Here is a 24,294-nt window from a genome sequence, read left to right as displayed (position 1 = left end):
GCAAAGAGCCGAACCTAGGCTTCCCCTGTGGTTGAGATCGCCCCTTACGGCACCTGGACGTCTCCCCTGTCGGCCGCCGACGTCGCGGCCTCGGGAGTCAGCGCGCAATGGCTCGGAACGGCGGGAAACGAGGTCTGGTGGGCCGAAGCGAGAACAGGTGAAGGCGGCCGCGTGACCCTCGTGCGGTCCCGCGCCGACGGCACGGTCGAAGACGTCCTTCCCGCTCCCTGGAACGTCCGGAACCGGGTCCACGAGTACGGCGGCCGTCCCTGGCTCGTCCTCGACGACGTCCTGGTCTTCACCCACTGGACGGATCAGCGCGTCTACCGTCGCGACCTCACCACCGGCGAAACGACGCCGCTGACCCCGGAACCGGCGACGCGGCACCAGATCCGCTACAGCGACCTCCGGCCCGGCCTGCCCGGCGAAGTGTGGATGGTCCGCGAGCGCAGCACCGGCCCTCGCCGCGTCGACATCGCCCGCGACCTCATCGCGGTCCCCCTCGACGGCGGTCCGGAACGCGTGCTGACCGCCAGCCATCACTTCCTCACCGCACCGCAGCTCTCGCCCGGCGGGAAACGTGCGGCGTGGCTCGGCTGGAACCACCCCGCGATGCCTTGGGACGGCACCGAACTGTGCGTCGCCGAACTCCGCGAAGACGGGACCTTCGGGCCGCACCGCGTACTCGCCGGCGCGGCCGATGTCTCCGTCTGCCAGGTCGACTGGGAGTCGGCGGACAGCCTGCTGGCCCTGCTCGACCCGCACGGCTGGTGGAACCTGCACCGGGTCGGGCTCGACGGCGGCATCACCAACCTGGCCCCGGCCGAACAGGAGATCGGCGGTGCGCAGTGGAAACTCGGCGCCCGCTGGTTCACGCCACTCGGAGGCGGCCGCTTCGCCGTCATCGCCTCGGGCAAGCTCGCCGTCCTCGACGAGGCGACGCGGGAACTGACCCCGGTGGCGGCCGCCGCCGACCTGACCGCGTGGTCCACCAACGGGCTGGCAGTCCACGAAGGCTGCGTCGTCGGCGTCGCGGCGGGCCCGAAACGCGAAGCCGCCGTCGTCCAGGTCGATCTCGCCGGTGGGACGGTGACCGAACTGGCTTCGGCACCCGAACCGCCTTCGCCCGACTACCTGTCGACGCCCGTCGAGCGGATCTTCAAGACCGACGACGGCGACCGGATCCCCGCCTTCCTCTACCTCCCCGCGAACCCCGACTTCGCCGCGCCGGACGGAGAACTGCCACCGCTGTTCGTGTACCCGCACGGCGGGCCCACCGGCCGCGACAGCGCGGTGCTCGACCACGAGATCGCCTACTTCACCAGCCGCGGGATCGCCGTCGTCACGGTGAACTACGGCGGCTCGACCGGCTACGGCCGCGCCTACCGCGAACGGCTGCGCGAGCAGTGGGGCGTCGTCGACGTCGCCGACTGCGTCACCGTCGCCGAAACCCTTGCCGCCGAAGGCACCGTCGACGGTGACAGGCTCGCGATCCGCGGCGGCAGCGCGGGCGGCTACACCTCCGCCGCGTCCCTGACCACGACGACGACCTATCGCGCGGGCACCGTCATGTATCCGATCCTCGACCTCACCCAGTGGACCGGTGACGGCGGCGAAACACACGACTTCGAGTCCCGCTACCTCGACGGGTTGATCGGACCGCTGCCGGAGACCGAGCAGCGCTACCGCGACCGGTCACCGATCAACAACGCGGGCGCTCTCGCCGGTCCCCTGCTGTTCCTGCAGGGTCTGGAGGACGAGATCTGCCCACCCGAGCAGGCGGACCGCTTCGTCGCCGGACTGGCCGGACGCGGCATCGAGCACGCGTACCTGCGGTTCGAGGGCGAACAGCACGGGTTCCGGAAGGCGGAGACGATCGTGGCCGCGCTCGAAGCGGAGTTGTCGTTCTACGGTCAGGTCTTCGGCTTCGAGACACCCGGCGTGCCGAAGCTCCGGCTGAGCCGGTGAGGCCACCGAAGACGCGACCGGGCGACACGATCGCCTTGGTCGCCCCGGCGGGCCCGGTTCCGCCGGACCTCGTCGAGAAGGCGCTGCCGGTGCTCCGCGGCTGGGGCGTCGAGGTCCACGTCGGCGAATGCGTCCGTGCGACCTCCGCCGGTTACCTGTCGGCTTCCGACGAGGACCGGGCCGCCGAGTTCACCCGGGCCTGGCTGGACCCGGGAGTGACCTGCGTCCTCGCCGCCCGCGGCGGCTACGGCTCGCAGCGCATGCTCGACCTGATCGACTGGGCGGCGCTGAAGGTGGCCGGGCCCAAGATGTTCGCCGGGTCGAGCGACGTCACCGCGCTGCACCGCGCGGTGAACGTCCACTTGGGACTGGAGACGCTGTTCTCGCCGATGCCCGCGACCACCCTGTTCGACGCGGTGGCCGCCGAACACCTGCGGCTTTCGCTGTTCGAACCGGAAGGCGTCCGGCTGATCACCTCGCCGACGTCGTCGCCGCTGGTGCCGGGCACCGCGACCGGGACGCTCATCGGCGGCAACCTCGCCCTGCTGACGGCCGGTCTCGGCACGCCGGAACAGGGCTCGGCGCGCGAGTCGATCGTGCTGCTGGAGGACGTCACCGAGAGCCTCTACCGGATCGACCGGATGCTCACCCAGCTGCTGCGTTCCGGCTGGCTCGACGGTGTCCGTGGCATCGTGCTCGGTTCATGGAAGTCCTGCGGTGACCCCGAGGAGATCCGCGCCCTGATGCTCGACCGGCTCGGACCGCTCGGCGTGCCCATCTCGTGGGACTTCGGCGTCGGACACGTCCCGGCGTCGCCGACCATCCCCCTCGGAGCACGGGCCACCCTCGACGCCGACGCGGGAACGCTCCAACTTTTGCCATAACGGCAACGGAACTTGCGGAGACGGCCGGACCGAGGGCATCTTGCGGTCATGGATTCGACACAGCAGTTCTGGGAAGACTTCTACCGGGACAAAGACCAGGTCTGGAGCGGGAAGGCGAACCCGATCCTGGTGAACGAGGTCGCCGCCCTCACGCCGGGCACCGCGCTCGACCTCGGCTGCGGCGAGGGCGGTGACGCCATCTGGCTCACCCAGCAGGGCTGGCGCGTCACCGCCGTCGACATCTCGGACGTCGCGCTCCAGCGCGCCGCCGCCCACGCGGCCGAGGCCGGCGCCGAGGGCATCACCTGGGAGCGCCACGACCTGGCGAAATCGTTCCCGGAGGGCCATTTCGACCTCGTCTCCGCCCAGTTCTTCCACTCCCCTGTCGCGGTCGACGGCGAGCGGGACAAGGCGCTTCGCCGCGCCACCGAGGCGGTCGCACCTGACGGCACCCTGGTGGTCGCCGGTCACGCGGGCTGGCCGACCTGGATGGACGAGCCGCCGCACAAGGACGTCCGCTTCCCGACGACCGACGAGGTCCTCGAAGCGCTGGCGTTGGCCGACGGTGAATGGACGGTCGAGCGGCAGGAAACGATCACGCACGACTTCCCCGGTCCGGAGGGGCAGCACGGAACGCGGGCGGACAACGTGCTCCGCGTGCGCCGCTCGGGCTAGGTACCGTCATGGCATGCGGATGTCGCCTGCCGAAGCCCTGTCACGGTTCGAAGGCGAGCGGATCGCGCGGCTCGCGACGGCCGGCGCGGACGGCGTCCCCCATCTCGTGCCGGTGACGTTCGTCGTCGAAGGCGACTCGGTCGCCTTCGCGATCGATCACAAGCCGAAGAGCACGACGGCGTTGCGGCGACTGAAGAACATCGCGGAGAACCCGGTGGTCAGTTTTTTGACCGACCACTACGACGAGGACTGGGCCGGGCTGTGGTGGGCCCGGGCGGACGGCGTCGCCCGGGTTCTGACGGATCCCGACGAGCAGGCCCTGCCGGTGAGGCTGCTGCGCGAGAAGTACCCGCAGTACGAAGCGCAGCCTCCTCCGCACGCCGTGGTCACCACGCTCGTCCATTCTTGGAGCGGATGGCGCTCTTCTTGAGCTTTTTGGTCGTGTTGCCGTTTTGCTGCAACACGACCTTCGCCACGCCGTATAGGTCGTTATACACTTTTGGTAGGCAAAGTCCGGCCAAACCGCAGCGAAAATCCCTTGCCTCAGTACATGAAGGCCCCCTTCCTTGCGCTAGACGCAAGGAAGGGGGCCTTCATGTACCAAAAGTCAGGACGAGCGAGGAGCTTCAGCCGGCAGGAACTGCTCCACCGGCTTCCCCCGCCAAGCAGCGATGATCCCCAGCGGATCCGGCCGAAGCAGCGAAGCGGCCGCGTACACGCTCGCCGCGACGACACCGGCCATGAACCACCAGTCGTACAGCGCCTGCTCCCCCGTCGGGTAATAGACCAGCGTCACGAACACCGACACCGCGACGACGACCGCGAGGTTCCGGCGACGCCATTCGAAGGCCGACAAGACCACGAAACCCCAGGTCAGGTACCACGGCAGCGAGGGCGGCGGGACGATCGCGCCGGCCAGCAGGACGATCGCCATCCGGTGGATCGCCGGGTAACCGCCTTCGCGCGCCAGCCACCATTGCCAGCCGGCGAAGACGAACAGGCCGACCATCGCGATGGCCCGGAACACCGTGACGAACGGCGAGACCTCGACGTCGATCACCAGGTTCACCAGCGAGTAGAAGATCTCGCCGATCCCGGTCGGGAAGTTCATCCAGTTCGCGATCAGCGTCGGCGCCTTGAGGCCGGTCAGCCAGCCCAGGTTGACCGACCCGAGCGAGAGCCAGGTGCCCGCGACGAACACCGGCAGGAAGATCCCGACCGACGCGGCGCCCGCGCGGAAGAAGTTGACCACCTTCCGGTCGCCGGGCAGGTGGTTCGCCCACACCCAGACCAGGAACGGCAGCGCCCACGCCGCGGTCGGCTTGATCAGCATGCCGATGGTGACCAGGACGATCGCGACGACGTGCTTGCGCTCCAACGCCGCCAGCACGCCCACGGTGAGGAAGCCGAGCATCAGCAGGTCGTTGTGCGGACCGCCGACGAGGTGGATCACCGTCATCGGGCTGGCGATGGCGAGCCACAGGGTGATCGGCAGCTTGCCGCCGAGGTGCTTGACCAGCCGCGGCAGCGACCACAGCATCCCGACCAGGCCGATCATCAGCACCAGCCGGGTCGCGATGACACCGGCGATCATGTCGTTGCCGGTGACCGAGACGATCCCCTTGGCGACCAGCAGGAACAGCGGGCCGTAGGGCGCGGGCGTGGTCTGCCACAGCGGGTGGACGTTCTGCACGACGTCCGGCAGCACGACCAGCTCGGCTGGGCCGTTGGCGTACGGGTCGAGGCCGTTGAGCAACTGCGCGCCCTGCGCGAGGTAGGAAAAGACGTCGCGGGTGAACAGCGGCGGCGACACCAGCAGCGGCGCCATCCAGCAGGCGGCGGCGATGACGATCGGGCGGCTGCCGATCCGGCCGGCGAGCGCGTAGCGGCCCAGCCGGACCCACGCCCAGATGATCAGCGCGAAACCCGTGTACAGCATCGCGTTGGCGAGGATGCGGCCGTGGCCGTAGCGGATCCACGACAGTGGCCCGTGCCCCAGGATCGGGTCACGGATGAGGATGCCACCGGCGCCGAGCGCCGCCAGCATCAGCAGCGTGCTGCCGATGGTTCCCATCGCGATGGTGCGGTACGGGAACCGGGAAGGCACCCGTAGCCGCTCGCCGAGGGAACCGGCCGAGGGCGTCTGCTGAGGGTCTGTCGTGGTCGCCATTTCGAGATTGGAGGTTACACACCGCGCCTGTGCGAGTGCGCGGCAATGGGGGTTTCCCGCGCGGTTCCACCGGGCAACGCGGCGAGCAGCGACTTCGTGTAGTCGTGCTTCGGATCCAGCAGAACCTCCTCCACCGTGCCGACCTCCACCAGCTCCCCTCGGTACATCACGGCGGCCCGGTCGGCGATGTTCCAGGCCAGCCCGAGGTCGTGGGTGATCACGAGCCCGGCGAGGCCGAGTTCACGCCGCAGGCGCAGCAACAGCGCGAGGATCTCCCCTCGCACCGACGCGTCGAGCGACGCCACCGGCTCGTCAGCCACGATCACGCCGGGGTCCAGCGCGAGCGCGCCCGCGATGACGACCCGCTGCCGCTGCCCGCCGGACAGCTCGTGCGGAAGCCGGTCGAGGAACTTCTCCGCGGGCCGCAGTTCGGCCGCTTCCAGCGCCTTGACGACGATCTCGTGCTCGTTCGCGCCCATTCCGTGGATACGCGGGCCTTCCGCGACGGCCTCGTACACCGTGTGGTTCGGGTTCAGCGCGCTCGTCGGGTCCTGCAACACGAGCTGGACCTGCCGCCGGTACGCCTTGAGCCCGGCGCCACCGAGCGGGACCGGCTTGCCGTCGTAGCGCACCGTTCCGGAATCGGGTTTCTGCAGCCCGAGCAGCGTCCGGGCCAGCGTCGTCTTGCCGGAGCCGGACTGGCCGACGAGCGCGACGATCTCGTCCTTCCGCACCTGCAGGCTCACCCCGGCGACGGCGTCGATGCGCTTGCCGCTGCGGTCACGGAAGCTGACGCGCAGGTCTTCGGCTTCCAGCAAGGCGGGCTGGTCGGCGCTGCGTTCCGGTTCCGGTGGCAGCGGTGTGCTGGTCGCGGGCGCGAACCGGGACACCGGATCGCCGACGGTCGGGAACGCGGCCGCCAGCGCCTTGCTGTGGTCGTGGTGCGGCGCGCTCATCAACTCGGCGCTCGGCCGCTCCTCGACGATCTCGCCGTCGTACATCACCGCGATCCGGCGGCAGGTCGCGGCGAGCACCGACAGGTCGTGACTGATCATGATCAGCCCGATCCCCTGTTCGGCGACGAGCCTGCCCAGCAGGTCGAGCACCTGGGCCTGGACGACGACGTCGAGCGCGGTCGTCGGCTCGTCCGCGATGATCAGCCGCGGCGAGCAGGCCAGCGCCATCGCGATCATGACGCGCTGCTTCTGGCCACCCGACAGTTCGTGCGGGTACGCCCCGGCCCGGCCGGGCGGCAGGTCGACCTGTTCGAGCAGTTCCTTGACCTTGGCCTGGATCTCACCGTCCGACAGCGCCTTGCCGCCGGGCGGGTGCAGCCGGATCGGCTCCGCGATCTGCTCACCGATCTTCCGCACCGGGTTGAGCGCGTGCATCGCGCCCTGGAACACGACCGAGGCCTCGGCCCAGCGCACCGCGCGCAGCCTGCCCCACTTCATGGCCGTGACGTCTTCGCCGTCCAGCAGGATCTCCCCGCTGACCTTCGCCGAACGCGGGAGCAGCCGCAGCACGCTCATCGCGACCGTCGACTTCCCCGACCCCGACTCCCCCGCGACGCCCAGGGTGTCACCGGGTTCGAGCACGAGGTCGACACCCCGGACGGCGGCGACCTCGCCGCTACCGGTGGCGTACGTGACGCCGAGGTTCTTCAGTTCCAGCAAGGGGCTCATGAGTGCTGTCCCTTCAGGCGTGGGTTCAGCACGGTCTCCAGCGCGCGTCCGACGAGGGTGAAAGCGAGGACGACCACGACGATCGCGAGACCCGGCGGCAGCAGGTTCCACCAGGCGCCCTTGCTGATCGCGCCGTTGTTCAGCGCGGTCTGCAGCATGGCTCCCCACGAGACGGTGTTCGGATTGCCGACACCGAGGAACGCCAGCGTCGCGTCCGCGATGACCGCGTTGCCCACGACCAGCGTGGTGTTGGCCAGCACGAGCGGCATGACGCCGGGCAGCACGTGCTTGCCGACGATGTGCAGGTGACCGCCGCCGAGCGCCTTCGCGCGCTCGATGTACGGACGGCCTTCGATCGTCAGCGTTTGCGCGCGGACCAGCCGCGCGGTGCTCGGCCAGGCGGTGACACCGATGGCGACGATCACCGTCATCGCGCCCTGCTCCAGCACCGACGCCAGCGCCACGGCGAGGACGAGCGACGGCAGTACCAGGAAGAAGTCCGTGAACCGCAGCAGCAGCCCGGACAGCCAGCCACCGAAATGCGCGGCGGCGATCCCGATGATCGTGCCGATCAGGACCGAGAGGAAGGCCGCCGAGAACCCGACGAGCAGCGAGATCCGCGCGCCCCAGAACGTCATCAGCAGGACCGAACGGCCGTCGATGTCGGTGCCGAGCCAGAATTCCCCGCTGGGCGGGTTCAGCGAACCGCCGTGGGCCTTGGTGACGTCGAGGCCGGACTCGTCCGAGATCACCGGCGCGAGGATGGCCAGCACGGTGAGGATGCCGAGGAAGGCGAGCCCGAAGACACCGGCCTTGTTCGTCGTGAACTCGTGCCAGCGCTTCGCCACGGCCTCACGGCGGCGCCGCCAGACGATCGAACCGGGTTTTTCCGCTGTGGTCATGCCGTCCGCACCCTGGGGTCGAGCACGCGGTAGAGCAACTCCGCGAGCAGGTTCATCAGCACCACCGCACCGGCGAGGGTGACGAAGACTCCTTGCAGGACAGGCAGATCAGGTCCGCGGAGCGCTTCGTAGAGCAATTGCCCGAGCCCCGGCCAGCTGAAGACGGCCTCGACCGAGACCGCGCCCGAGACCACCATGCCGAACTGCATGAAGACCAGCGTCACCGTCGGCAGCAGGGCGTTGGGCACGGCGTGCCGTTTGCGCACCAGGTCGTCGCGCAGGCCCTTGGCCCGCGCGGTGGTGAGGTAGTCCGAGTTCATCTCGCCGATCAGCGACGACCGCATGACCAGCATGTACTGCGCGTAGAACACCACCAGCAGGGTCACGCACGGCAGCACCAGATGGTGGAGGACGTCGAGCCCCTCGCTGAAGAAGCCGGGCGCGACGTCCGGGGAATGCATGCCCCGGCTGGGAAAGAGCCCGTCGGTCGCCACGAGCAGCATGAGCCCGAGCCAGAACTGCGGAACCGACCACAAGGTCAGCGCGATCCCGGTCTGCGCCTTGTCGAACCCGCTCCCCCGGCGCCAGCCCGCGCGGATGCCGAGCCACAGACCGAGCGCGACCGCGAGCACCGTCGCGCTGCCGACGAGCAGGATCGTCGGCCACAACCGCTCGCCGATCATGTCGAAGACGGGACGCCGCTGCAGGTACGAGACGCCCATGTCGCCCTGGAGCAGGCCGACGACGTAATCCCAGAACTGTTGCAGCAGAGGTTTGTCCACGCCCATCTGGGCGCGCAGCTCCGCCATCATCTTCGGATCGGTCGGCCGGTCGCGGACCATGAACCGCACGGGATCACCGGGCAGCGTCCGGAACAGGAAGAACCCCAGCACGACGACGAGCGCGAGACTCGCCAGCGCGCCGCCGATCTTGGAGAGCACGAACCGGGCGGTGCCGGTCCCGCCCCGGCGCTCGTCGGGATCGACGAGCGCCGAGGACTGGTCGAGGGAACTGAGTGCTTCGGTCAACGCTGCTCTTACTCCCGGTCGTCAGCCGACTTGCCGCGCCGCCCGAGCAGCACACCGCCGCCGACGAGCACCACGAGCACGACCGCGCCGATGCCGATCCACAATCCGGTGTTGCTGCTCTCCTCAGTGCCGGCCGCCGCCGCATCGGCCGGGGTGGCGCCGTAGACGCCCCAGTAGCCGGACTGCTCGAGGATCGCGCCGTCGGGCTGCGGCTGCTTGGTGAACGAGGAGAACTTGTCCGAGCGATAGGCCTCGAGCACGTTGTCGTAGTCCAGGACGACGTCGACGTACTCGCCCGCCAGCACGGCCTGCGCCTGCTTGACGAGCTCGGCGCGCTTGGCCGGGTCGAACTCGGTCAGCTGCTTCTTGTACAGGTCTTCGTAGCGCGGGTCGCAGAAGAACGTCGCAGAGCTGCCGCCGTTGCCCTCCGCGTTCGGGCGGCCGGCGCAGGTGTTCAGGCTCAGCGCGTAATCCGGGTCGGGCGAGGTGCCGTAGCCGGAGATCGCGAGGTCGTAGTTACCCGCGGTGGTGCGGTCGTCCAGTTCGTCGTCGGAGACGAGTTCCTGCTTGACGCCGATGCCGGCGTCCTTGAGCCAGCCGGTGACGAACTGCGCGACACGCTGGTCGAACGGCCGGTTCGCGTGCCCGGCGAGGCGGAACTCCAGCTTCGCGCCGCCGGGGGCGACGCGGATGCCGTCCGCTCCCTTGGCGTAGCCGGCCTGGTCCAGCGTGGCGTTCGCGGCCGCGATGTCGAACTTGGTCTTCTCGGCGTCGGAGGGGGTCCAGGTGTAGGCCTTGTAGATCGCCGGCACGACGCCGGTCCCAGCCTGGCCGTAGCCGTTCATCACCTTTTCGACGATGGTGTTGGTGTCGATCGCCTGCGCGATCGCCTTGCGGACGCGGAGATCCTTGAGGATCGGGTTCCCGTCACCGATCGGCTGGTCGAGCACGTTCTTGACGCCGAAGTTGATGATGAGCTCGTTGTACCGGCGGCCCGGCGCCTTGTTCGTGGTGATGTTCTTCTCGCCCTTGAGCGCGTCGAACTGCGTCGGCGTGAGGCGGTTGATGACGTCGACCTCGCCCTGCTTCAGCGCGTTGACCGCGGCCTCGGCGTCCTTGAACTGCAGCAGCTGCAGTTCGTCGACCTTGGGCGCGCCGCGCCAGTAGTCCTTGTTCGCCTTGAACTTCACGAACTCGTTCTTCTTGTACTCGGTCAGCAGGTACGGCCCGCTGCCGACGCCGACCACGGCCATGTCGTCGGTCGAAGGCGCGTTGAGGTCTTTGATCGGCTCCCAGATGTGCTTGGGCACGATCGGGACGTCGAGCGAGGTCATGCTCGACTGCGGGGCCTTGGTCTTGATGACGAGCGTCTTGTCGTCCGGCGCCGACACCGAGGCGAAGTTGGTGACGTAGCTGCCGTTCGCGGTGCGGGCGTTCTCGTCGTCGAGCATCCGCTGGAAGGTGTACGCGGGGTCCTGCGCGGTGATCGGCTTGCCGTCGGACCACTTCATCCCCTGACGGATGGTGAAGGTCCAGGTGAGCTTGTCGTCCGACGTCTTCCACGACTCCGCGATCCCGCCCGTGGGCTGGGTGTCCTCGGCCGAAGGCAGCGTCAGGAACTCGTAGTTGAACCGGCCGACCTGGGTCGACGCCGCCAGCTGGGCGGTGAAGGGGTTCAGGTGGTCGATGCCGGTCGTGAGCGCCACCCGGAGGACCTTGCCCTGCTGCTGTGCCGCCGCGGCGGGCACGAAAGGCACCGTCGCGACCGCCGAAGCGGCGAGGACGGCGACCACGCGAAGACCGCGCCGTCGCCTCGGAAAACGCTCTGTGCGCACGAAGACCACCCCATCGAAACTCGCTGTAACCCAACCCCCGAGGCGGAAAAGTAACCACATGTCGCGGTAACCGCGCAATGACTCGCCAATACCGATCGTGCACGGCGAATGTCGTCGCGTGGTCGACAGCTACTTTACGTCTCGCCGACGTTGCAGTGCGTCACCGTTTCGGCGCGCGAACCGGCGACACGTGCGGTGTCCTGGGTATTCAAGGGAAGCGGGCTTGCAAAAGTCTTGCGCGCGATGATGCCCAATCGATACGTGCGACGAAGTGCGAGCAAAGCGTTTCGTCCTCTGGATGCGGTCGTTGCACGCGCAAGTACCGCATCCAGAGGACGAAACGCGGGGGCGTCAGCCGACGGAGACCTCACGCCGCCGCGCGGTGGCCGCGGCCGCGTAGAGCCACGCGAACAGCGCCCACATCCCGGCGAAGATGAGCCCGACGGTCACGTACGCGACCGTCCACAGCACCGCGGGCGTCTCCGACTTCCGCTCCCGTTGCAGGAACTCGATCTCGGACATGAACGGGCGCGTGCCGGACGTCGCGTCGATCGACGGCGCGTTCGCGGCCGGGTCGGCGGGCGCGTAGATCGGGGCGAGCCCCATCACCCGGTTCGGGACGTGCACGCGGATCCCGGTCTTCCACTGGCCGAACACCGGCAGCGGCTGGGCCGTGCGGTACACCCCGTCGCCGATCTTCTCCAGCGGCGCGGTGAAGAAGTCGCCGCCCTGCCAAGCGAAACCGTTCAGCCATACGGCGTCGTCGGCCAGATCGGGCCGCGAGATCGTGACGGTCGCGTCGACCCAGCGAGGCGTGCCGCCGCCGTGCGGGTTCGAGATCGGCAACCCGGTCGCGGCCTCGGTCAGCCGGACGTCCGCGGTGAACCCCGGTTCCGGGTCGGCCGGGACGGCGACCGCAGACATCAGCGCGACCGCGCCCAGCGCGCCGACGAGCCCGACGGCGTGCCGGGGACCGGCCGCGGGCACCCGCGTCGCCGTCTCCTCCACTCGCTGGTACTGCCAGACCCCGATGAACGCGCCCGCGAGCGCCGCGCCGGTCCCGAACAGGACGAACAGCGGCAGATGCGCCGTGGGCCAGGGATTCGGCATCAGCCAATGGGTGAACGCCGCCTCGGCGAGCATCCCGGCCGTCCCCACGAGCAGACCGGCGACAGCGGCGAACGTGTAGCCCTGACGGTTCCGCATCGCGAAGGCGACGACCTCGATGATCACCGCTTCGGCGACGTACGGCAGCAGCGACGCAACGTGCAGGTCGGCGAACAGCGGGATGACGGCGAACGAAGCACGAGAGGCGAGGAAGACCGCGAGGACGATCAGCGCCCCGCCGGGACCCCAGGAAAGCCGGCCGTAGGTCAGCGTCCAGGCGCCGATCAGGCCGACGAGCACGACCTGCGACAACATCGGGAACTGCGGGACGCCGAGATCGAACTCCATGAGGAACGCCGAAGCGCCCATCATCCAGGCACCGGCGAGGACGGGGCCGAGCAGGCGCACGACCGGTCCGGTCGCACCGACCTGGCGCGCCTCGCCGAGCAGCAGTTGCAGACCCAGCACGACGCAGACACCGCCGCCGATCATCAGGACATGCGTCGGCCCCCATTCGGTGACGTCCTGGCCGAACAGGCGGTGCCAGACGTCGTCGAGCGGGAAGCCCGCGATGCCGACCAGCCCGGTCGCCATCATCTGGATGGACCCCATCGGCGCCCGCCAGTGCGGGCCGATCTTGAACGTGCGCTTGGGCAGATCCTTCGTGGCCAGGGTCGCGCTGAGCACGCCGCTGGCGAAGATGCCCATCAGTCCGAAGTAGATCGGGTAGTGCGACGGGTTCGCGAGCGGGCCTTCGTCGCGGCCGAGTTCCATGTGGATCGGCACGTCCCAGTAGACGCCGATCAGTGCCGACATCCCGGACAGGAAGGCGACGAACATCGGCAGTGCCGCCCAGCGCGGCAGACCGGTGAGCCCGGCCATCCAGTCCGCGACGCGACCGAAGACCGTCCGCTTCCCCGCGCGCTCGCGAAGCACGAAAAGGGCCAAGGGCAGGAAGACCGCCGTGAACATCAGGCCCGCGATGACGATCTGCCCGAATTGCGCTCCGCCGGCAGGCGGGCTCTCCTGAGCCATGAACACCGTTCTCGCCTTCCTGCTAACCTGAGTAACTGTTACCTTGGGGTAACACGATAGGCGCAAGGTCTCGGCCGGGCAAGCCGGGGCGTACGACTTGGAGGGACCTCGATGCGGAGGATCGGCGGGATCACCGTGGCCGCGCTGTTGGCCGTGACCGGCTGCTCGGGAACGACCGGCCCCGAACCGGCCACCGGCACCCGGACCGTCAAGTTCTCGATCACCGAGGGCAAGCGCACGGCGGGCCCCGAGGAGGTCGCGGTGCGCACCGGCGAGAACGTCGCGCTCGAAGTCACCTCCGACCAGCCGGACGAACTCCACGTCCACGGCTACGACAAGGCAGCCCAGCTCTCCCCCGGCGTTCCGGGGACGGTCGCCTTCACCGCGAACATCGACGGGATCTTCGAGGTGGAACTGCACAAGAGCGGCGCGGCGGTGACCAAGCTCCGGGTGAGCGGATGATCCTGGCGCACGGACTCGGCGGGCGGTCCGACCTGCCGGTCCCGCTGTGGCTCGCGCTCTACGCGGGAGCCGCGGCCGTCGTGGTCTCGTTCTTCGCGCTCACCGCGTTCTGGAAGAAGCCCAAACTGCGCGGCGCGGCCGCCGGACGGCCTCTTCCCCTTGGCCTGCAACGGTTCATCGACAGCGCGTTCTCGCGGGTCGCGTCGGGCGTGCTCGGGGTGGTGTTGTTCGCAGGGTTCCTGGCGATGGCGTGGGCCGGTCCCGACAGTTCGGCCGACAATCCGGCTCCCGCCTGGTTCTATGTCTGGTTCTGGGTCGGACTCGTTCCGCTTTCGCTCCTGTTCGGCCCGGTCTGGCGGCGATTGAATCCACTGAGGACGGTTGCGTCGCTCATCCCGTCCCGGCACCGCGAACTCCCGGACCGGCTCGGCTATCTGCCCGCGATCGTCGGCCTCCTGGCGTTTTTGTGGCTGGAACTGGTGTTCCCGCACTCGGATTCGCCTCGTGCGATCGCCCTCTTCGGCACCGTGTATGCCGTTATACACATTGCGCTCGGCGTGGTCTTCGGTCCGCGCTGGTTCGACCGCGGTGACGCTTTCGAGGTTTACGCGCGCCTGATCGCGGCCCTCTCCCCGTTCGGCAGGCGGGCCGACGGACGTCTGGTGGTCCGGAATCCGCTGGACGGCCTGCTCACCATCTCCCCCGCGCCGTGGCTGACCGCACTGGTGCTGGTGGTGCTCGGCTCGACCGCGTTCGACGGTCTGACCCGGCTCCCGTTCTGGACGTCGCTGGATGCTGGAGTCCTCGGCGGCACCGCCGGACTCGCGGTCTGTATCGCGCTCACCTACGCCGCCTACGCGGGCGCGATCAGCCTGACCAGGCCGTACCTGCGCCGCGGATTCGATCCGTATCCCGCGTTCGCCCCGTCGTTGATCCCGATCATGGTCGGCTACACGGTCGCGCACTACTTCTCGTTCGCCGTGTTCTCGGGGCAGCAGGGCTTCGGCCGCGCGATCGACTACACGGTCGTGTCGACCGGCGTGATCGCGCTGGTGCAGATCGCCGGAATCGTCGCCGGGCACGTGCTGGCCGTAACCTCGGCACATGATCGTTCCGTCGGCGTGCTGCGCGCGAACTACGTCAAGGTGGGCCAGTACCCGATGCTGGCGCTGATGATCGGCTACACCGCGCTCGGGATCGCGCTGGTCTCCGGCTCATGAGCATCGCGGCGCGGGTGGTGATGATGCACCAGGGCGGCTGGGACGAGATCCTGATCTTCGTCGGCCCCGTGGTGATCATCGGGCTGCTCATCTATGTGGCGCGCAAGCAGGTCCCGACTACTCCTGAGGACGACGACGAGTAGCCAGCACCCTGCACGAGCCGATCTTCGCAATGGGCAAGCAGGGTCAGTTCGAACGACGAGGTCGAGACACGGCAGTTCGTCTCAACCTAGGCGGACGAGAGCGATGTCCAGCGAGCTCTTCACTAGGCCTATGCTATTGACCTAGCAGTAGTCACGTGGAGCTTGCTTGCAATCTCATGGCATCCAGGACTACAGCGCATGAATAGTCGCTAGTCGCATGAGACTCGGCGAGAGTTCGCCCACCCGAAATTAGCAGCTCGCTTCAACGAGCAGTCTGTTCCAGAAATTTTACAATCTTGTTCCATAGCGCATCGAAGAGTTCCTCTGCGGTAAGCAACGGGTCTACTCCGCCCATTGACATATCTTGAAATCGCAGCTTTGCCAGCCTGGCCTCGGAATCCCATTCAGGACGCACAAACCCATTGACACCACCCCTGACTCGCGGCCACTGAAAGGCAACTGTCAGCGCCCCCGACCAGACACTTTCACCCCGAGTCACCTTGAGTTCACATACCGGACGCCCTTTTGACTCCACCAAGACAGACACTTCTCCCGCAAACGCTCGGACATGCGATCGGAAGCCATATTCTTCCAGCGCGGAAATCTCTGCCGTGAAACGCATTCCGATATGCCGTAGCGCTTCATCCATGGTGTTTTCGGCACTGAACCTAGTGGGTGCAAGCTTTGGCAGCCGCAGTGAGCCTGCTCTCGACACCAGGCCGACGTCCGAATTCTCCACCGAGAGCGCTGACACCACTTGCCGACCCCCTGCGGTGATACGTTCCAGAATCGCGCTAGCGAGCCGGCCAGGTGAATAGTCTGCAGAACGGAGGTAGATCGTAGCCGGGCTGAGATATTCGACCGGCACCTCGACGTCATCCATAAGAACAGGCAGGATGAAATCCTCCTGATCGATCGCTCGAATCAACGCAGCGCGAAACTCGTCCATCGGATACGCTCCTGCCAAGTATTCGCGCGACAGGAACGGCACAACATACCTTGTATTCACACTGCTATAGATCTTGCGGAGCTCGGTAATCACATTTCGCCCCCACAGCTTGACCTGTTCATCCAGATCGTAGAAGACCTTCAAGTCAAGTTTCCTGCATTCGCGCACTACCTCCTCAACATACGCCCGCTGCGCACCGGAAAACGAAACTGCGATATCATAATTGTCGTTCAGAGTGGTCATTCAGATTTCCCGGATTGCCGTGAAGTCGGATCGAACCTGCGGACAGTGCTGATACTACTTCCCAGACCGGCGCGGATCGCAGCACCAACGCCCACTCACCAGGAGCGTGGCTCACCGCCAGCACAGAGCAGCCGCCGGTCGGCCACTTCAACTGTCGTGACCGGGTCCGCCGCCGAGAAGCAGCGCGCCGGCCAGCTCGGTGACCTCGTCCCGCGACCGGCCGCCGTGGTCCGCGGCCATGAAGTGCTTGCCGATCAGGAGCGAGAACGCGAGCAGGCAGCGGGCTTCGACCTCGTCCTCGTCGGTGAAGATCTCGCACATGAGGGAACGCAGGTAGTCCATCCGCTGGTTGTCGACCCGCCGGAGCCGGTCGGCCACCGCCTCGTCGCGCCGGGCCCAATCACGGACCGCGAGGTCGATCGGCAGCAGACGCTCGCCGGCGAGCAACCCCGCGCGCCGGATCTTCGCCCTGGCGTCGCCGCCTTCGCTCTCGACGCTTTCGAACAGCAGCTCGGTGCTCATCCGTTCCCAGGTGGCGAGCATTTCCTGCAGGAGCGTGCCTCGATCGGCGAAATGGCCGTAGAAGCCGCCCTTGGTGACGCCCAAGGCTTTCGCGAGCACCTCGACGCGGACCGCGTCGGGACCTCCGGCGGCGAGGGCGGTCAGCCCCGCGTCGATCCAGGCGCTCGGCGGGGTCCGGGTTTCGGCGGCCATGGGATCACCGTATCTCCCGTCACTCCAGCACCACGAGGACGATATATACGCTACCGTACAGATGGCGGAAGTACTGGGAGGAACTACGACGATGACTGTCGGATTCGTGGTGGCGGCATGAAACTCGCGGAAACGGCCCACACCACCCGCGCGTGGCGGATCCACGAGATCGCCGGGGACTTCGACCTCGAAGACGTCTGGGCGCTCGAAACACCCGGCGGACCGGACGACTTCGGCAAGCTGGTGAAGCAGTTCTCGTCGGGGAACTTCCCGGACGGGTCACCACTCCCCGTCCGGGCGTTGTGGGCGCTGCGATGGAAGCTCGGCGGACTGCTCGGCCTGGACAAGCGGAGTTCGGGCCTCGACACCCGGGTGGGATCGCTCCGCAGCAAGCTGCCGCGAGAACTCCGCGACACACCCACCGGCCCGGATGAGGACTGGTTGCCGTTCACCCCGCTCTACCGGCTCGAAGACGAGTTCGCCGCCGAAATGGCGAACCGGACCATGCACGGCGTCATGCACATCGCGTGGGTCGAGGACGGGCAGGCCGGATACCGCGGTCAGATGGCGGTACTGGTCAAACCCAACGGCCTGTTCGGCCGGATGTACATGGGATTCATCAAGCCGTTCCGGTACCTGATCATCTATCCGGCGCTCATGCGGATGATCGCGCGGGAATGGAAGGGCAACTCTTAGCTCCGCACTCGCGTGATTGAAGCCGCAACTCGCGTGATCAGAGACGGAACACCCGAGTGCGGCCTCCAATCACGCGAGTTACGCCCCCGATCACGCGAGTCACGTCTTCGTTCACGGACGGCTCAAGAGCGGCGCGTGCTCCGCACCAGCGTCATGTCCTTGTCCCGCACCGGTTCATGGCAGTGCGCGCACACGGTCTCCGGCGCGAGCACCTCACCGCACGAATGCCGCCACACCGTCGGCGGCGGCCCCTCGGTGACATACGCGTCGCCCCACGCCATCAGGTTCAGCAGCACGTGGTTGAGCGCGCGCCCCGCCTCGGTGAGCACGTACTCGTAGCGCGGCGGATGCTCCTCGTAGAGCCGTTTTTCGAGGATCCCCGTCTCGACGAGCTTCCGCAGCCGCGCGGTCAGGATGTCCCGGCTCGCCCCGGTGTTGCGGACGATCTGGTCGAACCGCCGCGCCCCGAAGAACACCTCACGCAGCGCGAGCAGGCTCCAGCGCTCGCCGATCACCTCCATCGCGTTGGCGATCGAGCAGTCCCTCGGTCCTTCGGTCATGCGACCAGCGTAAACCCAGTGAGTCTTGATTTCCAACCCACTCGGTGCCACAGTGAGTTGGAGATCCCAACTCACTACTGGAGGCAGCCGTGCACGACGCGGTCATCGTCGACGCCGTCCGTACCCCGATCGGCAAGGGCAAGCCCGGGGGCGCCCTGCACGAGATCCACCCGGTCCAGTTGCTCGCCCACACGTTGCGGGCTCTCGTCGAGCGCAACGGACTCGACCCCGAGCTGATCGACGACGTCATCGGCGGCGCGGTCGACCAGGTCGGCGAACAGGCCCAGAACGTCACGCGGTGGGCGGCGCTCGCCGCCGGACTGCCGGAATCGGTGCCTGCCACCACCGTCGACCGGCAATGCGGGAGCAGCCAGCAGGCGGTGCACTTCGCGGCGCAAGGGGTGATGGCCGGCGCGTACGACGTCGTCATCGCCTGCGGCGTCGAGTCCATGAGCCGGGTCCCGATGTGGTCCAACGTGCTGCCGGGCACCGATCCGCTCGGCCCGGGCGTCGCGGAGCGCTATCCGGAGGGTCTGGTGCCCCAGGGGATCAGCGCCGAACTCATCGCCGCGAAGTGGTCGCTCAGCCGGGAAGCGATGGACGAGTTCGCGCTGTCCTCGCACCGGAAGGCGGCGCGGGCACACGAACTCGGGCGCTTCGCGAGCCAGATCGTGCCGATCGAGACGCCGTCGGGCCGGGTGTCCACCGACGAGTCGGTCCGGCCGGGCACCGACCTCGAAACCCTCGCCAGACTGCGCCCGGCGTTCCAGGACGCGGACGTGGCCGCACGTTTCCCGCAGATCGACTGGTCGGTGACCGCGGGCAACAGCAGCCCGATCAACGACGGCGCCTCGGCCGTACTCATCACCTCCAGCGAGACCGCCGCCCGGCTGGGCCTCCGCCCGCGCGCCCGCCTGCACAGTTTCGCCGTCACCGGTTCCGACCCGCTGCTCATGCTCACCGGCGTCATCCCCGCGACGGAGAAGGTGCTGCGGCGCGCCGGGCTGAGCCTGGCGGACATCGACCTGTTCGAGATCAACGAGGCCTTCGCCAGCGTCGTGCTGGCGTGGCAGCAGGAAACCGGGGCCGACCCGGCCAAGGTGAACGTCCACGGCGGCGCGATCGCGCTCGGCCATCCGCTCGGCGCGAGCGGGACCCGGCTGATGGGCACGCTGGTCAACGCGCTGCACCACCACGGCGCCCGGTACGGCCTGCAGGCCATGTGCGAAGGCGGCGGCCAGGCCAACGCGACCATCCTGGAGGCGTTGTGACCGACCGGCTCCCCAGGAAACTGAAGGAGCACCCTTCGGTACAGGCGGTGCTCGCGAAACCGCGGGACAAACCGTCGCCGGTCATCGACGCCGCCTGGCTCAAGGAGATCTGCCTCGCCGCCGGAGCCGACGACGCGGCCGCTGTCTCCCTCGACCACCCGGATCTCGCAGGAGAGCGCGAGCACGTCGAGCGCGCGCTTCCCGGTACCAAGACTCTCGTCTCGCTCGTGGTGCGGATGAACCGCGACGACGTCCGCTCCCCCGCCCGCAGCGTCGCCAACCAGGAGTTCCATCGCACCGGCGAGATCATCAACGAGGCCGGGCACACGATCGTCCGGACCCTGCAGGACGCCGGATACCGCGCGATCAACCCGTCGGCGACGTTCCCGATGGAGATGGAGCACTACCCCGGCCGGATCTGGGTCGTCGCGCACAAGACGGTCGCCGTCGCGGCCGGGCTCGGCGCCATGGGGCTGCACCGCAACGTCATCCACCCGAAATTCGGCAACTTCGTGCTGCTGGCGACCCTGCTCGTCGACGCCGAAGTGTCCACCTACGGCGAGGCGATCGACTACAACCCCTGCCTGGAATGCAAGCTGTGCGTCGCCGCCTGCCCGATCGGTGCGATCTCGAAGACCGGCGAGTTCGACTTCGTCGCCTGTTCGACGCACAACTACCGCGAGTTCATGAGCGGCTTCACCGACTGGGCGCAGACCGTGGCCGACAGCGAGGACGCCGCCGACTTCCGGTCCAGGGTGAGCGATTCGGAGAACGTGTCGATGTGGCAGAGCCTCGCGTTCAAACCGAACTACAAGGCCGCGTACTGCATGGCGGTCTGCCCTGCGGGCGAGGATGTGCTCGGGCCTTACCTCGAAGACCGGCGCGGCTTCCTCGGAACCGTGGTGAAACCCTTGCAGGACAAGGTGGAAACGCTGTACGTACGGGAAGGCTCCCCGGCGAAGGCCTACGCCGAACGCCGCTTCCCCCACAAGCCGGTGAAGGAGGTCGACGGCGGCTACCCGCGGCGGTAGGGCCATCCCTACCCCGTGCCCGGGGGCCTGTCCCCTGTCCGGCGCCGTCCGTGTTCCCTAACCTGACGGCAAAGCCTGGGGAGGACCTTCCATGATCGCGACCAAGCTGGCGTTCTCGTCACTCCGCCGCCGTCCCACCGGAATTATCGCGAGCTTCGTCGCGATGTTCTTCGGCGCCACGGTCCTGATGACGTTCGCGTCCCTTTTGGACACTCGGGCGAACGCCGATCCGGAGACCGCGAAGACCTTGCTGATCATGGCGGGTGTCGTCGGCGGCTGGGGTTTGGTGATCGTGCTGTTCGCGACGCTTTCGACGCTCTCCCTGCTGATCCGGCAGCGCGCTCCGGAGATGGCGTTGCTGAAGAGCGCCGGCGCGACCCCGTCACAGATCGGACGGATGATCGTCGGCGAGGCGGCGGTCGTCGCCGTCCTCGCCGCGGCCACGGCCGTCGTGCCATCGGTCTTCGCCGGGCGGTGGCTGGTCACGCTGCTCGGTGACACGGGCCGCGTACCGGCCGGGCTCGAAGCACGGTTCGGCCCGATCGCGGTGTCCATGGGCACCGGCATCACCCTGCTCGCCGCACTTGCCGCCGCGACGGTCGCCGCACGGCAAGCAGCCCGACACGGAGCCATCGAGGCTGTTCGCGAGGCGGGGATCGACACCCGGCCGACCAGCCGGCTCCGGATGATCGGCGCCACGATCGCCCTGGCCGCCGGCCTCGGGTGCGGAGTGCTGACGATGACCGTGTTCACCGGAACGGAACCCGCGTTGATGGCGGTCTCCGGACAGGGCGCGATCCTCGCCGCGATCGGTTTCGCGCTCCTCTCCCCCGCGTTGCTCGGCCCGATCGCCGCAGTGCTGGCCGCTCCGCTGCGGCGCGCGGGCGTCAGCGGTCATCTCACGGCGGCGCACCTGCGGGTCCGGGGCCGTCAGCTGGCCGGGGTGCTGGTGCCGATCATCCTGTTCACCGGCATCGCGACCGGGACGCTGTACATGCAGGCCATCGAGAACTCCGTGGGCACCGCGCCCGCGACGATCGCGGACAGCATCGAGACCCTGAACTACGTCGTGGTCGGCATGATCGCGTTGTTCACCGCCGTGATGCTGGTGAACACCGTGGTCGCCGCGCTCATCGGACGCCGCCGCGAGTTCGGGCAACAACGGCTCATCGGTTCGACACCATCGCAGGTCCTGCGGCTCGTCGGCACCGAAGGCACCGTCCTGGTGGCGGTCGGCGTCCTGTTCGGCTCGCTCTCCGCCGTCGTCACCGTCGTCCCGTACAGCGTCGCCAGGACCGGGAGCCCGATGCCGGACGAGACGATCGGGGTCTACCTCGCCGTCGTCGCCCTAGCCGTGGTCTTGACGCTCGGTTCGCATGTGGGCGCGGCGGCCAAGGCGATGCGGACCCCGGCGATCCAGGCGGGCACCCGCGGCTGAAGGCCTGTCACATCTGCGTTCCCCCACGCGTCAGGGTTACGACTGAGCGATGAAGGATGGGGACCGTGGACGAACACGACTGGCTGGCGCGGCGTTTCGAAGGGCACCGAACGCATCTGCGGGCGGTGGCGTACCGGATGCTCGGTTCGCTGAGCGAGGCGGACGACGCCGTGCAGGAGGCTTGGCTGCGCCTGAGCCGGTCGGATTCCGGCGAGGTGGACAATCTCGGCGGCTGGCTGACCACCGTCGTCGGCCGGATCTGTCTCGACATGCTGCGCTCGCGCAAGGCCCGGCCGGAAGAGCCGGTGGGCGCCCAGCTGCCCGACCCGATCATCGGCCGTGCGGGCGGGATCGACCCGGAACACCAGGCGCTGCTGGCGGACTCGGTCGGGCTGGCGCTGCTGGTCGTGCTCGACACGCTGGACCCCGCCGAGCGGCTGGCGTTCGTCCTGCACGACATGTTCGCCCTGCCGTTCGACGAGATCGCGCCGATCGTGGGCCGGTCTTCCGCGGCGACGCGGCAGCTCGCCAGCCGCGCACGCCGTCGTCTGCAGGGTTCGCCGACGGTCCCGGACGCGGATCTGGGCCGTCAGCGGGAAGTCGTCGACGCGTTCTTCGCCGCCGCGCGAGGCGGCGATTTCGACGCCCTCGTTTCTGTGCTCGACCCGGACGTCATTCTGCGCGCCGAGGGCGGCGCGGCTCCGGCGGGGACTTCGCGGTTCGTGCGCGGGGCCGCCAAGATCGCGAGCCAGGCGCTCATGTTCCGGGCCGCGGGCGAGGGCGGGGAGCTGCGGCCCGCGCTGGTCAACGGTGCGGCCGGGATGGTCGTCACCAAGGACGGCGTACCGACGACAGTCTTCGCGTTCACCGTCGTGGGCGGGAAGATCGCGGCCATCGACATCCTCGCCGACCCGGACCGCCTCGCCACACTGGACTTCGAACCGCTCGGCTGAAGTGTCAGGAAAGGGTCGTTCAAGACGTTTTCCGTCCTGAACGACCCTTTCCTGACGTGCGTGCTGCCGGGATCAGGAGGTCGGGAAGTTGTCCGCGGTACGGATGCGGTCCCGGATCCAGACACCGGCGGGCTTCAGCGGAGCCGTGCCGGTGAACGAGCTGCCCGAGCAGGTGCCCGGCTTGAACACCGCGCCCGAACGGCTGTCGTCGGAGAAGTTCCAGTTGGTCCAGCTGATCTTCTTCGACGCCAGGAAGTCCAGGTACTTCTGGGAGTTGGTGAAGTCGTTGCCGCCGTCACCGCTGGCGGTCTGGGTGCCGAATTCGGTCACGAACAGCGGGATCTTGCTCGCGGCGCGGCTCAGCGCGTTGAAGTACTCCGTCTTGTGCGACGCCGCGTAGAAGTGGAACGTGTACATGAAGTTGCTGGCGCGCACCGGGTTGTTGATGATGTCGGTCTCGTTGCGCCCGTCGGAGATGCCGAGCGAGCCCCAGCCGTGGGTGCCCACTAGCACGACGCCGTCGGAATCCTGGGCGCGGATGACCGGGATCATCTGCTCCGCGTAGCTGCGGACGCGGTCCCAGCTGACGTTGTTGGGCTCGTTGGCGATGTCGTAGATGATGTTGGTCTTGTCCTTGTGCCGCTGGGCGATCTCGGTGAAGAACGTCTTGGCGCGGCTGAGGTTCGCGTTCGGGTCGCCCGGCGTGAGCTGGTGCCAGTCGACCAGGGCGTACATTCCGCGTTTGGTGGCCTCTTCGATGTACCCGTGCACCATGTCGGTGAACTTGCGCGGGTTGGTCTCGTAGCCGCCTTCCTGGATGTACATGGAGATCCGGAGGACGTCGGCCTTCCAGTCGTTGGCCAGCGCGTCGAGCGAAGCGGTCTTCACGCACTGGCTGAACCACTGGATCCCGTGGGTGCTCATGCCCCGGAGCTGGATCGGCTTGCCTGCGGAATTGCAGAGCTGGAGGCCGCAGACCTTCAGCTGTCCGTTGATCGCCGCCGGACTGCCCGGCGGCAGCGCGGCGGCGGCCTGCGTCGCGGGTTCGGCCGCGGTCTCGGTCGCCATCGAGGTGCTCGCGGCGGCGACCGGGGCCAGCAGCCCGGCGGCCAGTGCGGCCGTCACCCGGAGTCGGATCTTGTCCCAGCGCATTCGGCTTCTCCTCTCGCGTCGACGGCACCGACGTTGGCGCGCCGACGGTCAGGGCGGCGGAGTTAAATAGGAAACTTTCCTTACTATTGGAAAGTAAAGGGAAGATTACCCACAGGGTCGACGGACGGTCAAGAGTCGACCACCCACGGTTCCGGCGACCTCGGGCATGCTCG

The 24,294-nt window shown here is 68.1% G+C and carries 22 protein-coding genes; 12 read left to right on the top strand and 10 right to left on the bottom strand.

Going from position 1 to position 24,294, the window contains the following annotated elements; genetic code table 11:
* The first annotated feature begins 27 nt into the window (after window positions 1-27).
* The 4 genes from AB8M46_RS19215 to AB8M46_RS19200 are packed head-to-tail and all read left to right on the top strand — an operon-like array spanning window position 28 to window position 3,957.
* Window positions 28-1,968 (top strand): S9 family peptidase, encoded by a 1,941-nt coding sequence (locus AB8M46_RS19215; RefSeq protein ID WP_394361013.1) that lies wholly within the window; start codon window positions 28-30, stop codon window positions 1,966-1,968.
* Window positions 1,965-2,852, top strand: coding sequence for an LD-carboxypeptidase (locus AB8M46_RS19210; protein ID WP_394361012.1), 888 nt, complete (start codon window positions 1,965-1,967; stop codon window positions 2,850-2,852). Before AB8M46_RS19215 ends, AB8M46_RS19210 begins: the two co-directional genes overlap by 4 nt.
* 48 nt (window positions 2,853-2,900) lie before the next feature.
* Window positions 2,901-3,527, top strand: a complete 627-nt coding sequence (locus tag AB8M46_RS19205) for a class I SAM-dependent methyltransferase (RefSeq protein WP_394361011.1) — start codon at window positions 2,901-2,903, stop codon at window positions 3,525-3,527.
* A gap of 13 nt (window positions 3,528-3,540) precedes the next feature.
* Window positions 3,541-3,957 (top strand): TIGR03668 family PPOX class F420-dependent oxidoreductase, encoded by a 417-nt coding sequence (locus AB8M46_RS19200; protein WP_394361010.1) that lies wholly within the window; start codon window positions 3,541-3,543, stop codon window positions 3,955-3,957.
* A 177-nt stretch (window positions 3,958-4,134) separates the two neighbouring features.
* On the opposite strand, the gene mptB is transcribed toward AB8M46_RS19200, so the two are convergent.
* From mptB to AB8M46_RS19170, 6 genes are all read right to left on the bottom strand, one after another.
* Window positions 4,135-5,697: a polyprenol phosphomannose-dependent alpha 1,6 mannosyltransferase MptB gene (mptB, locus tag AB8M46_RS19195; protein WP_394361009.1), complete on the bottom strand. Its 1,563-nt coding sequence runs from the start codon at window positions 5,695-5,697 to the stop codon at window positions 4,135-4,137.
* 14 nt (window positions 5,698-5,711) lie between these two features.
* Complete coding sequence (gene nikE, locus AB8M46_RS19190) at window positions 5,712-7,382, bottom strand: nickel ABC transporter ATP-binding protein NikE (RefSeq protein WP_394361008.1); 1,671 nt, start codon at window positions 7,380-7,382, stop codon at window positions 5,712-5,714.
* Window positions 7,379-8,284, bottom strand: a complete 906-nt coding sequence (locus AB8M46_RS19185) for an ABC transporter permease (RefSeq protein ID WP_037337650.1) — start codon at window positions 8,282-8,284, stop codon at window positions 7,379-7,381. Before AB8M46_RS19185 ends, nikE begins: the two co-directional genes overlap by 4 nt.
* Complete coding sequence (locus AB8M46_RS19180; protein WP_037337648.1) at window positions 8,281-9,312, bottom strand: ABC transporter permease; 1,032 nt, start codon at window positions 9,310-9,312, stop codon at window positions 8,281-8,283. Before AB8M46_RS19180 ends, AB8M46_RS19185 begins: the two co-directional genes overlap by 4 nt.
* Before the next feature lie 8 nt (window positions 9,313-9,320).
* Window positions 9,321-11,105, bottom strand: a complete 1,785-nt coding sequence (locus tag AB8M46_RS19175) for an ABC transporter substrate-binding protein (protein ID WP_394361725.1) — start codon at window positions 11,103-11,105, stop codon at window positions 9,321-9,323.
* A 393-nt stretch (window positions 11,106-11,498) separates the two neighbouring features.
* Entirely contained in the window at window positions 11,499-13,289 is a 1,791-nt protein-coding gene (locus AB8M46_RS19170) for a hypothetical protein (protein ID WP_394361007.1), read from the bottom strand.
* A gap of 111 nt (window positions 13,290-13,400) precedes the next feature.
* Between AB8M46_RS19170 and AB8M46_RS19165 the strand changes: the two genes are divergently transcribed.
* From AB8M46_RS19165 to AB8M46_RS19155, 3 genes are read left to right on the top strand one after another with little or no spacing between them, the layout of a single operon-like run.
* Window positions 13,401-13,751, top strand: coding sequence for a hypothetical protein (locus AB8M46_RS19165; RefSeq protein ID WP_037337640.1), 351 nt, complete (start codon window positions 13,401-13,403; stop codon window positions 13,749-13,751).
* Complete coding sequence (locus AB8M46_RS19160) at window positions 13,748-14,971, top strand: hypothetical protein (protein ID WP_394361006.1); 1,224 nt, start codon at window positions 13,748-13,750, stop codon at window positions 14,969-14,971. Before AB8M46_RS19165 ends, AB8M46_RS19160 begins: the two co-directional genes overlap by 4 nt.
* Window positions 14,968-15,114, top strand: a complete 147-nt coding sequence (locus AB8M46_RS19155) for a hypothetical protein (protein ID WP_350597341.1) — start codon at window positions 14,968-14,970, stop codon at window positions 15,112-15,114. Before AB8M46_RS19160 ends, AB8M46_RS19155 begins: the two co-directional genes overlap by 4 nt.
* Window positions 15,115-15,376: 262 nt before the next feature.
* Here the strand turns inward: AB8M46_RS19155 and AB8M46_RS19150 are convergent, their stop codons facing one another.
* Window positions 15,377-16,306 carry a TIR domain-containing protein gene (locus AB8M46_RS19150; protein WP_394361005.1) on the bottom strand — a complete coding sequence of 310 codons (930 nt, stop codon included), beginning with the start codon at window positions 16,304-16,306 and terminating at the stop codon, window positions 15,377-15,379.
* Window positions 16,307-16,453: 147 nt separating this feature from the next.
* On the bottom strand, window positions 16,454-17,020 hold the full coding sequence (locus AB8M46_RS19145) for a TetR/AcrR family transcriptional regulator (protein ID WP_394361004.1): 567 nt from the start codon (window positions 17,018-17,020) through the stop codon (window positions 16,454-16,456).
* A 117-nt stretch (window positions 17,021-17,137) separates the two neighbouring features.
* Between AB8M46_RS19145 and AB8M46_RS19140 the strand changes: the two genes are divergently transcribed.
* Entirely contained in the window at window positions 17,138-17,716 is a 579-nt protein-coding gene (locus tag AB8M46_RS19140; RefSeq protein ID WP_394361003.1) for a DUF2867 domain-containing protein, read from the top strand.
* A 122-nt stretch (window positions 17,717-17,838) separates the two neighbouring features.
* Here the strand turns inward: AB8M46_RS19140 and AB8M46_RS19135 are convergent, their stop codons facing one another.
* Window positions 17,839-18,276, bottom strand: coding sequence for a helix-turn-helix domain-containing protein (locus AB8M46_RS19135; protein WP_037337628.1), 438 nt, complete (start codon window positions 18,274-18,276; stop codon window positions 17,839-17,841).
* Between the two features lie 89 nt (window positions 18,277-18,365).
* Here AB8M46_RS19135 and AB8M46_RS19130 point away from each other — a divergent pair, with 89 nt between their 5' ends.
* The 4 genes from AB8M46_RS19130 to sigJ all read left to right on the top strand — a co-directional run bounded on the left by AB8M46_RS19130 (window position 18,366) and on the right by sigJ (window position 22,969).
* Window positions 18,366-19,547: a thiolase family protein gene (locus tag AB8M46_RS19130; protein ID WP_037337626.1), complete on the top strand. Its 1,182-nt coding sequence runs from the start codon at window positions 18,366-18,368 to the stop codon at window positions 19,545-19,547.
* Complete coding sequence (locus tag AB8M46_RS19125) at window positions 19,544-20,578, top strand: 4Fe-4S binding protein (protein WP_394361002.1); 1,035 nt, start codon at window positions 19,544-19,546, stop codon at window positions 20,576-20,578. Before AB8M46_RS19130 ends, AB8M46_RS19125 begins: the two co-directional genes overlap by 4 nt.
* Window positions 20,579-20,669: 91 nt before the next feature.
* Window positions 20,670-22,016 carry an FtsX-like permease family protein gene (locus tag AB8M46_RS19120; protein ID WP_394361001.1) on the top strand — a complete coding sequence of 449 codons (1,347 nt, stop codon included), beginning with the start codon at window positions 20,670-20,672 and terminating at the stop codon, window positions 22,014-22,016.
* Window positions 22,017-22,081: 65 nt separating this feature from the next.
* Complete coding sequence (sigJ, locus tag AB8M46_RS19115; RefSeq protein ID WP_394361000.1) at window positions 22,082-22,969, top strand: RNA polymerase sigma factor SigJ; 888 nt, start codon at window positions 22,082-22,084, stop codon at window positions 22,967-22,969.
* A gap of 72 nt (window positions 22,970-23,041) precedes the next feature.
* Here the strand turns inward: sigJ and AB8M46_RS19110 are convergent, their stop codons facing one another.
* On the bottom strand, window positions 23,042-24,121 hold the full coding sequence (locus AB8M46_RS19110; protein WP_037337618.1) for a glycoside hydrolase family 5 protein: 1,080 nt from the start codon (window positions 24,119-24,121) through the stop codon (window positions 23,042-23,044).
* Window positions 24,122-24,294 lie beyond the last annotated feature (173 nt).

Source organism: Amycolatopsis sp. SB7-3, assembly GCF_041021335.1.
In the GTDB taxonomy this organism is placed as follows: domain Bacteria; phylum Actinomycetota; class Actinomycetes; order Mycobacteriales; family Pseudonocardiaceae; genus Amycolatopsis; species Amycolatopsis japonica.
The sequence above is the reverse complement of the archived record's forward strand: the minus strand, read 5'-3'. Positions and strand labels throughout refer to the sequence as shown.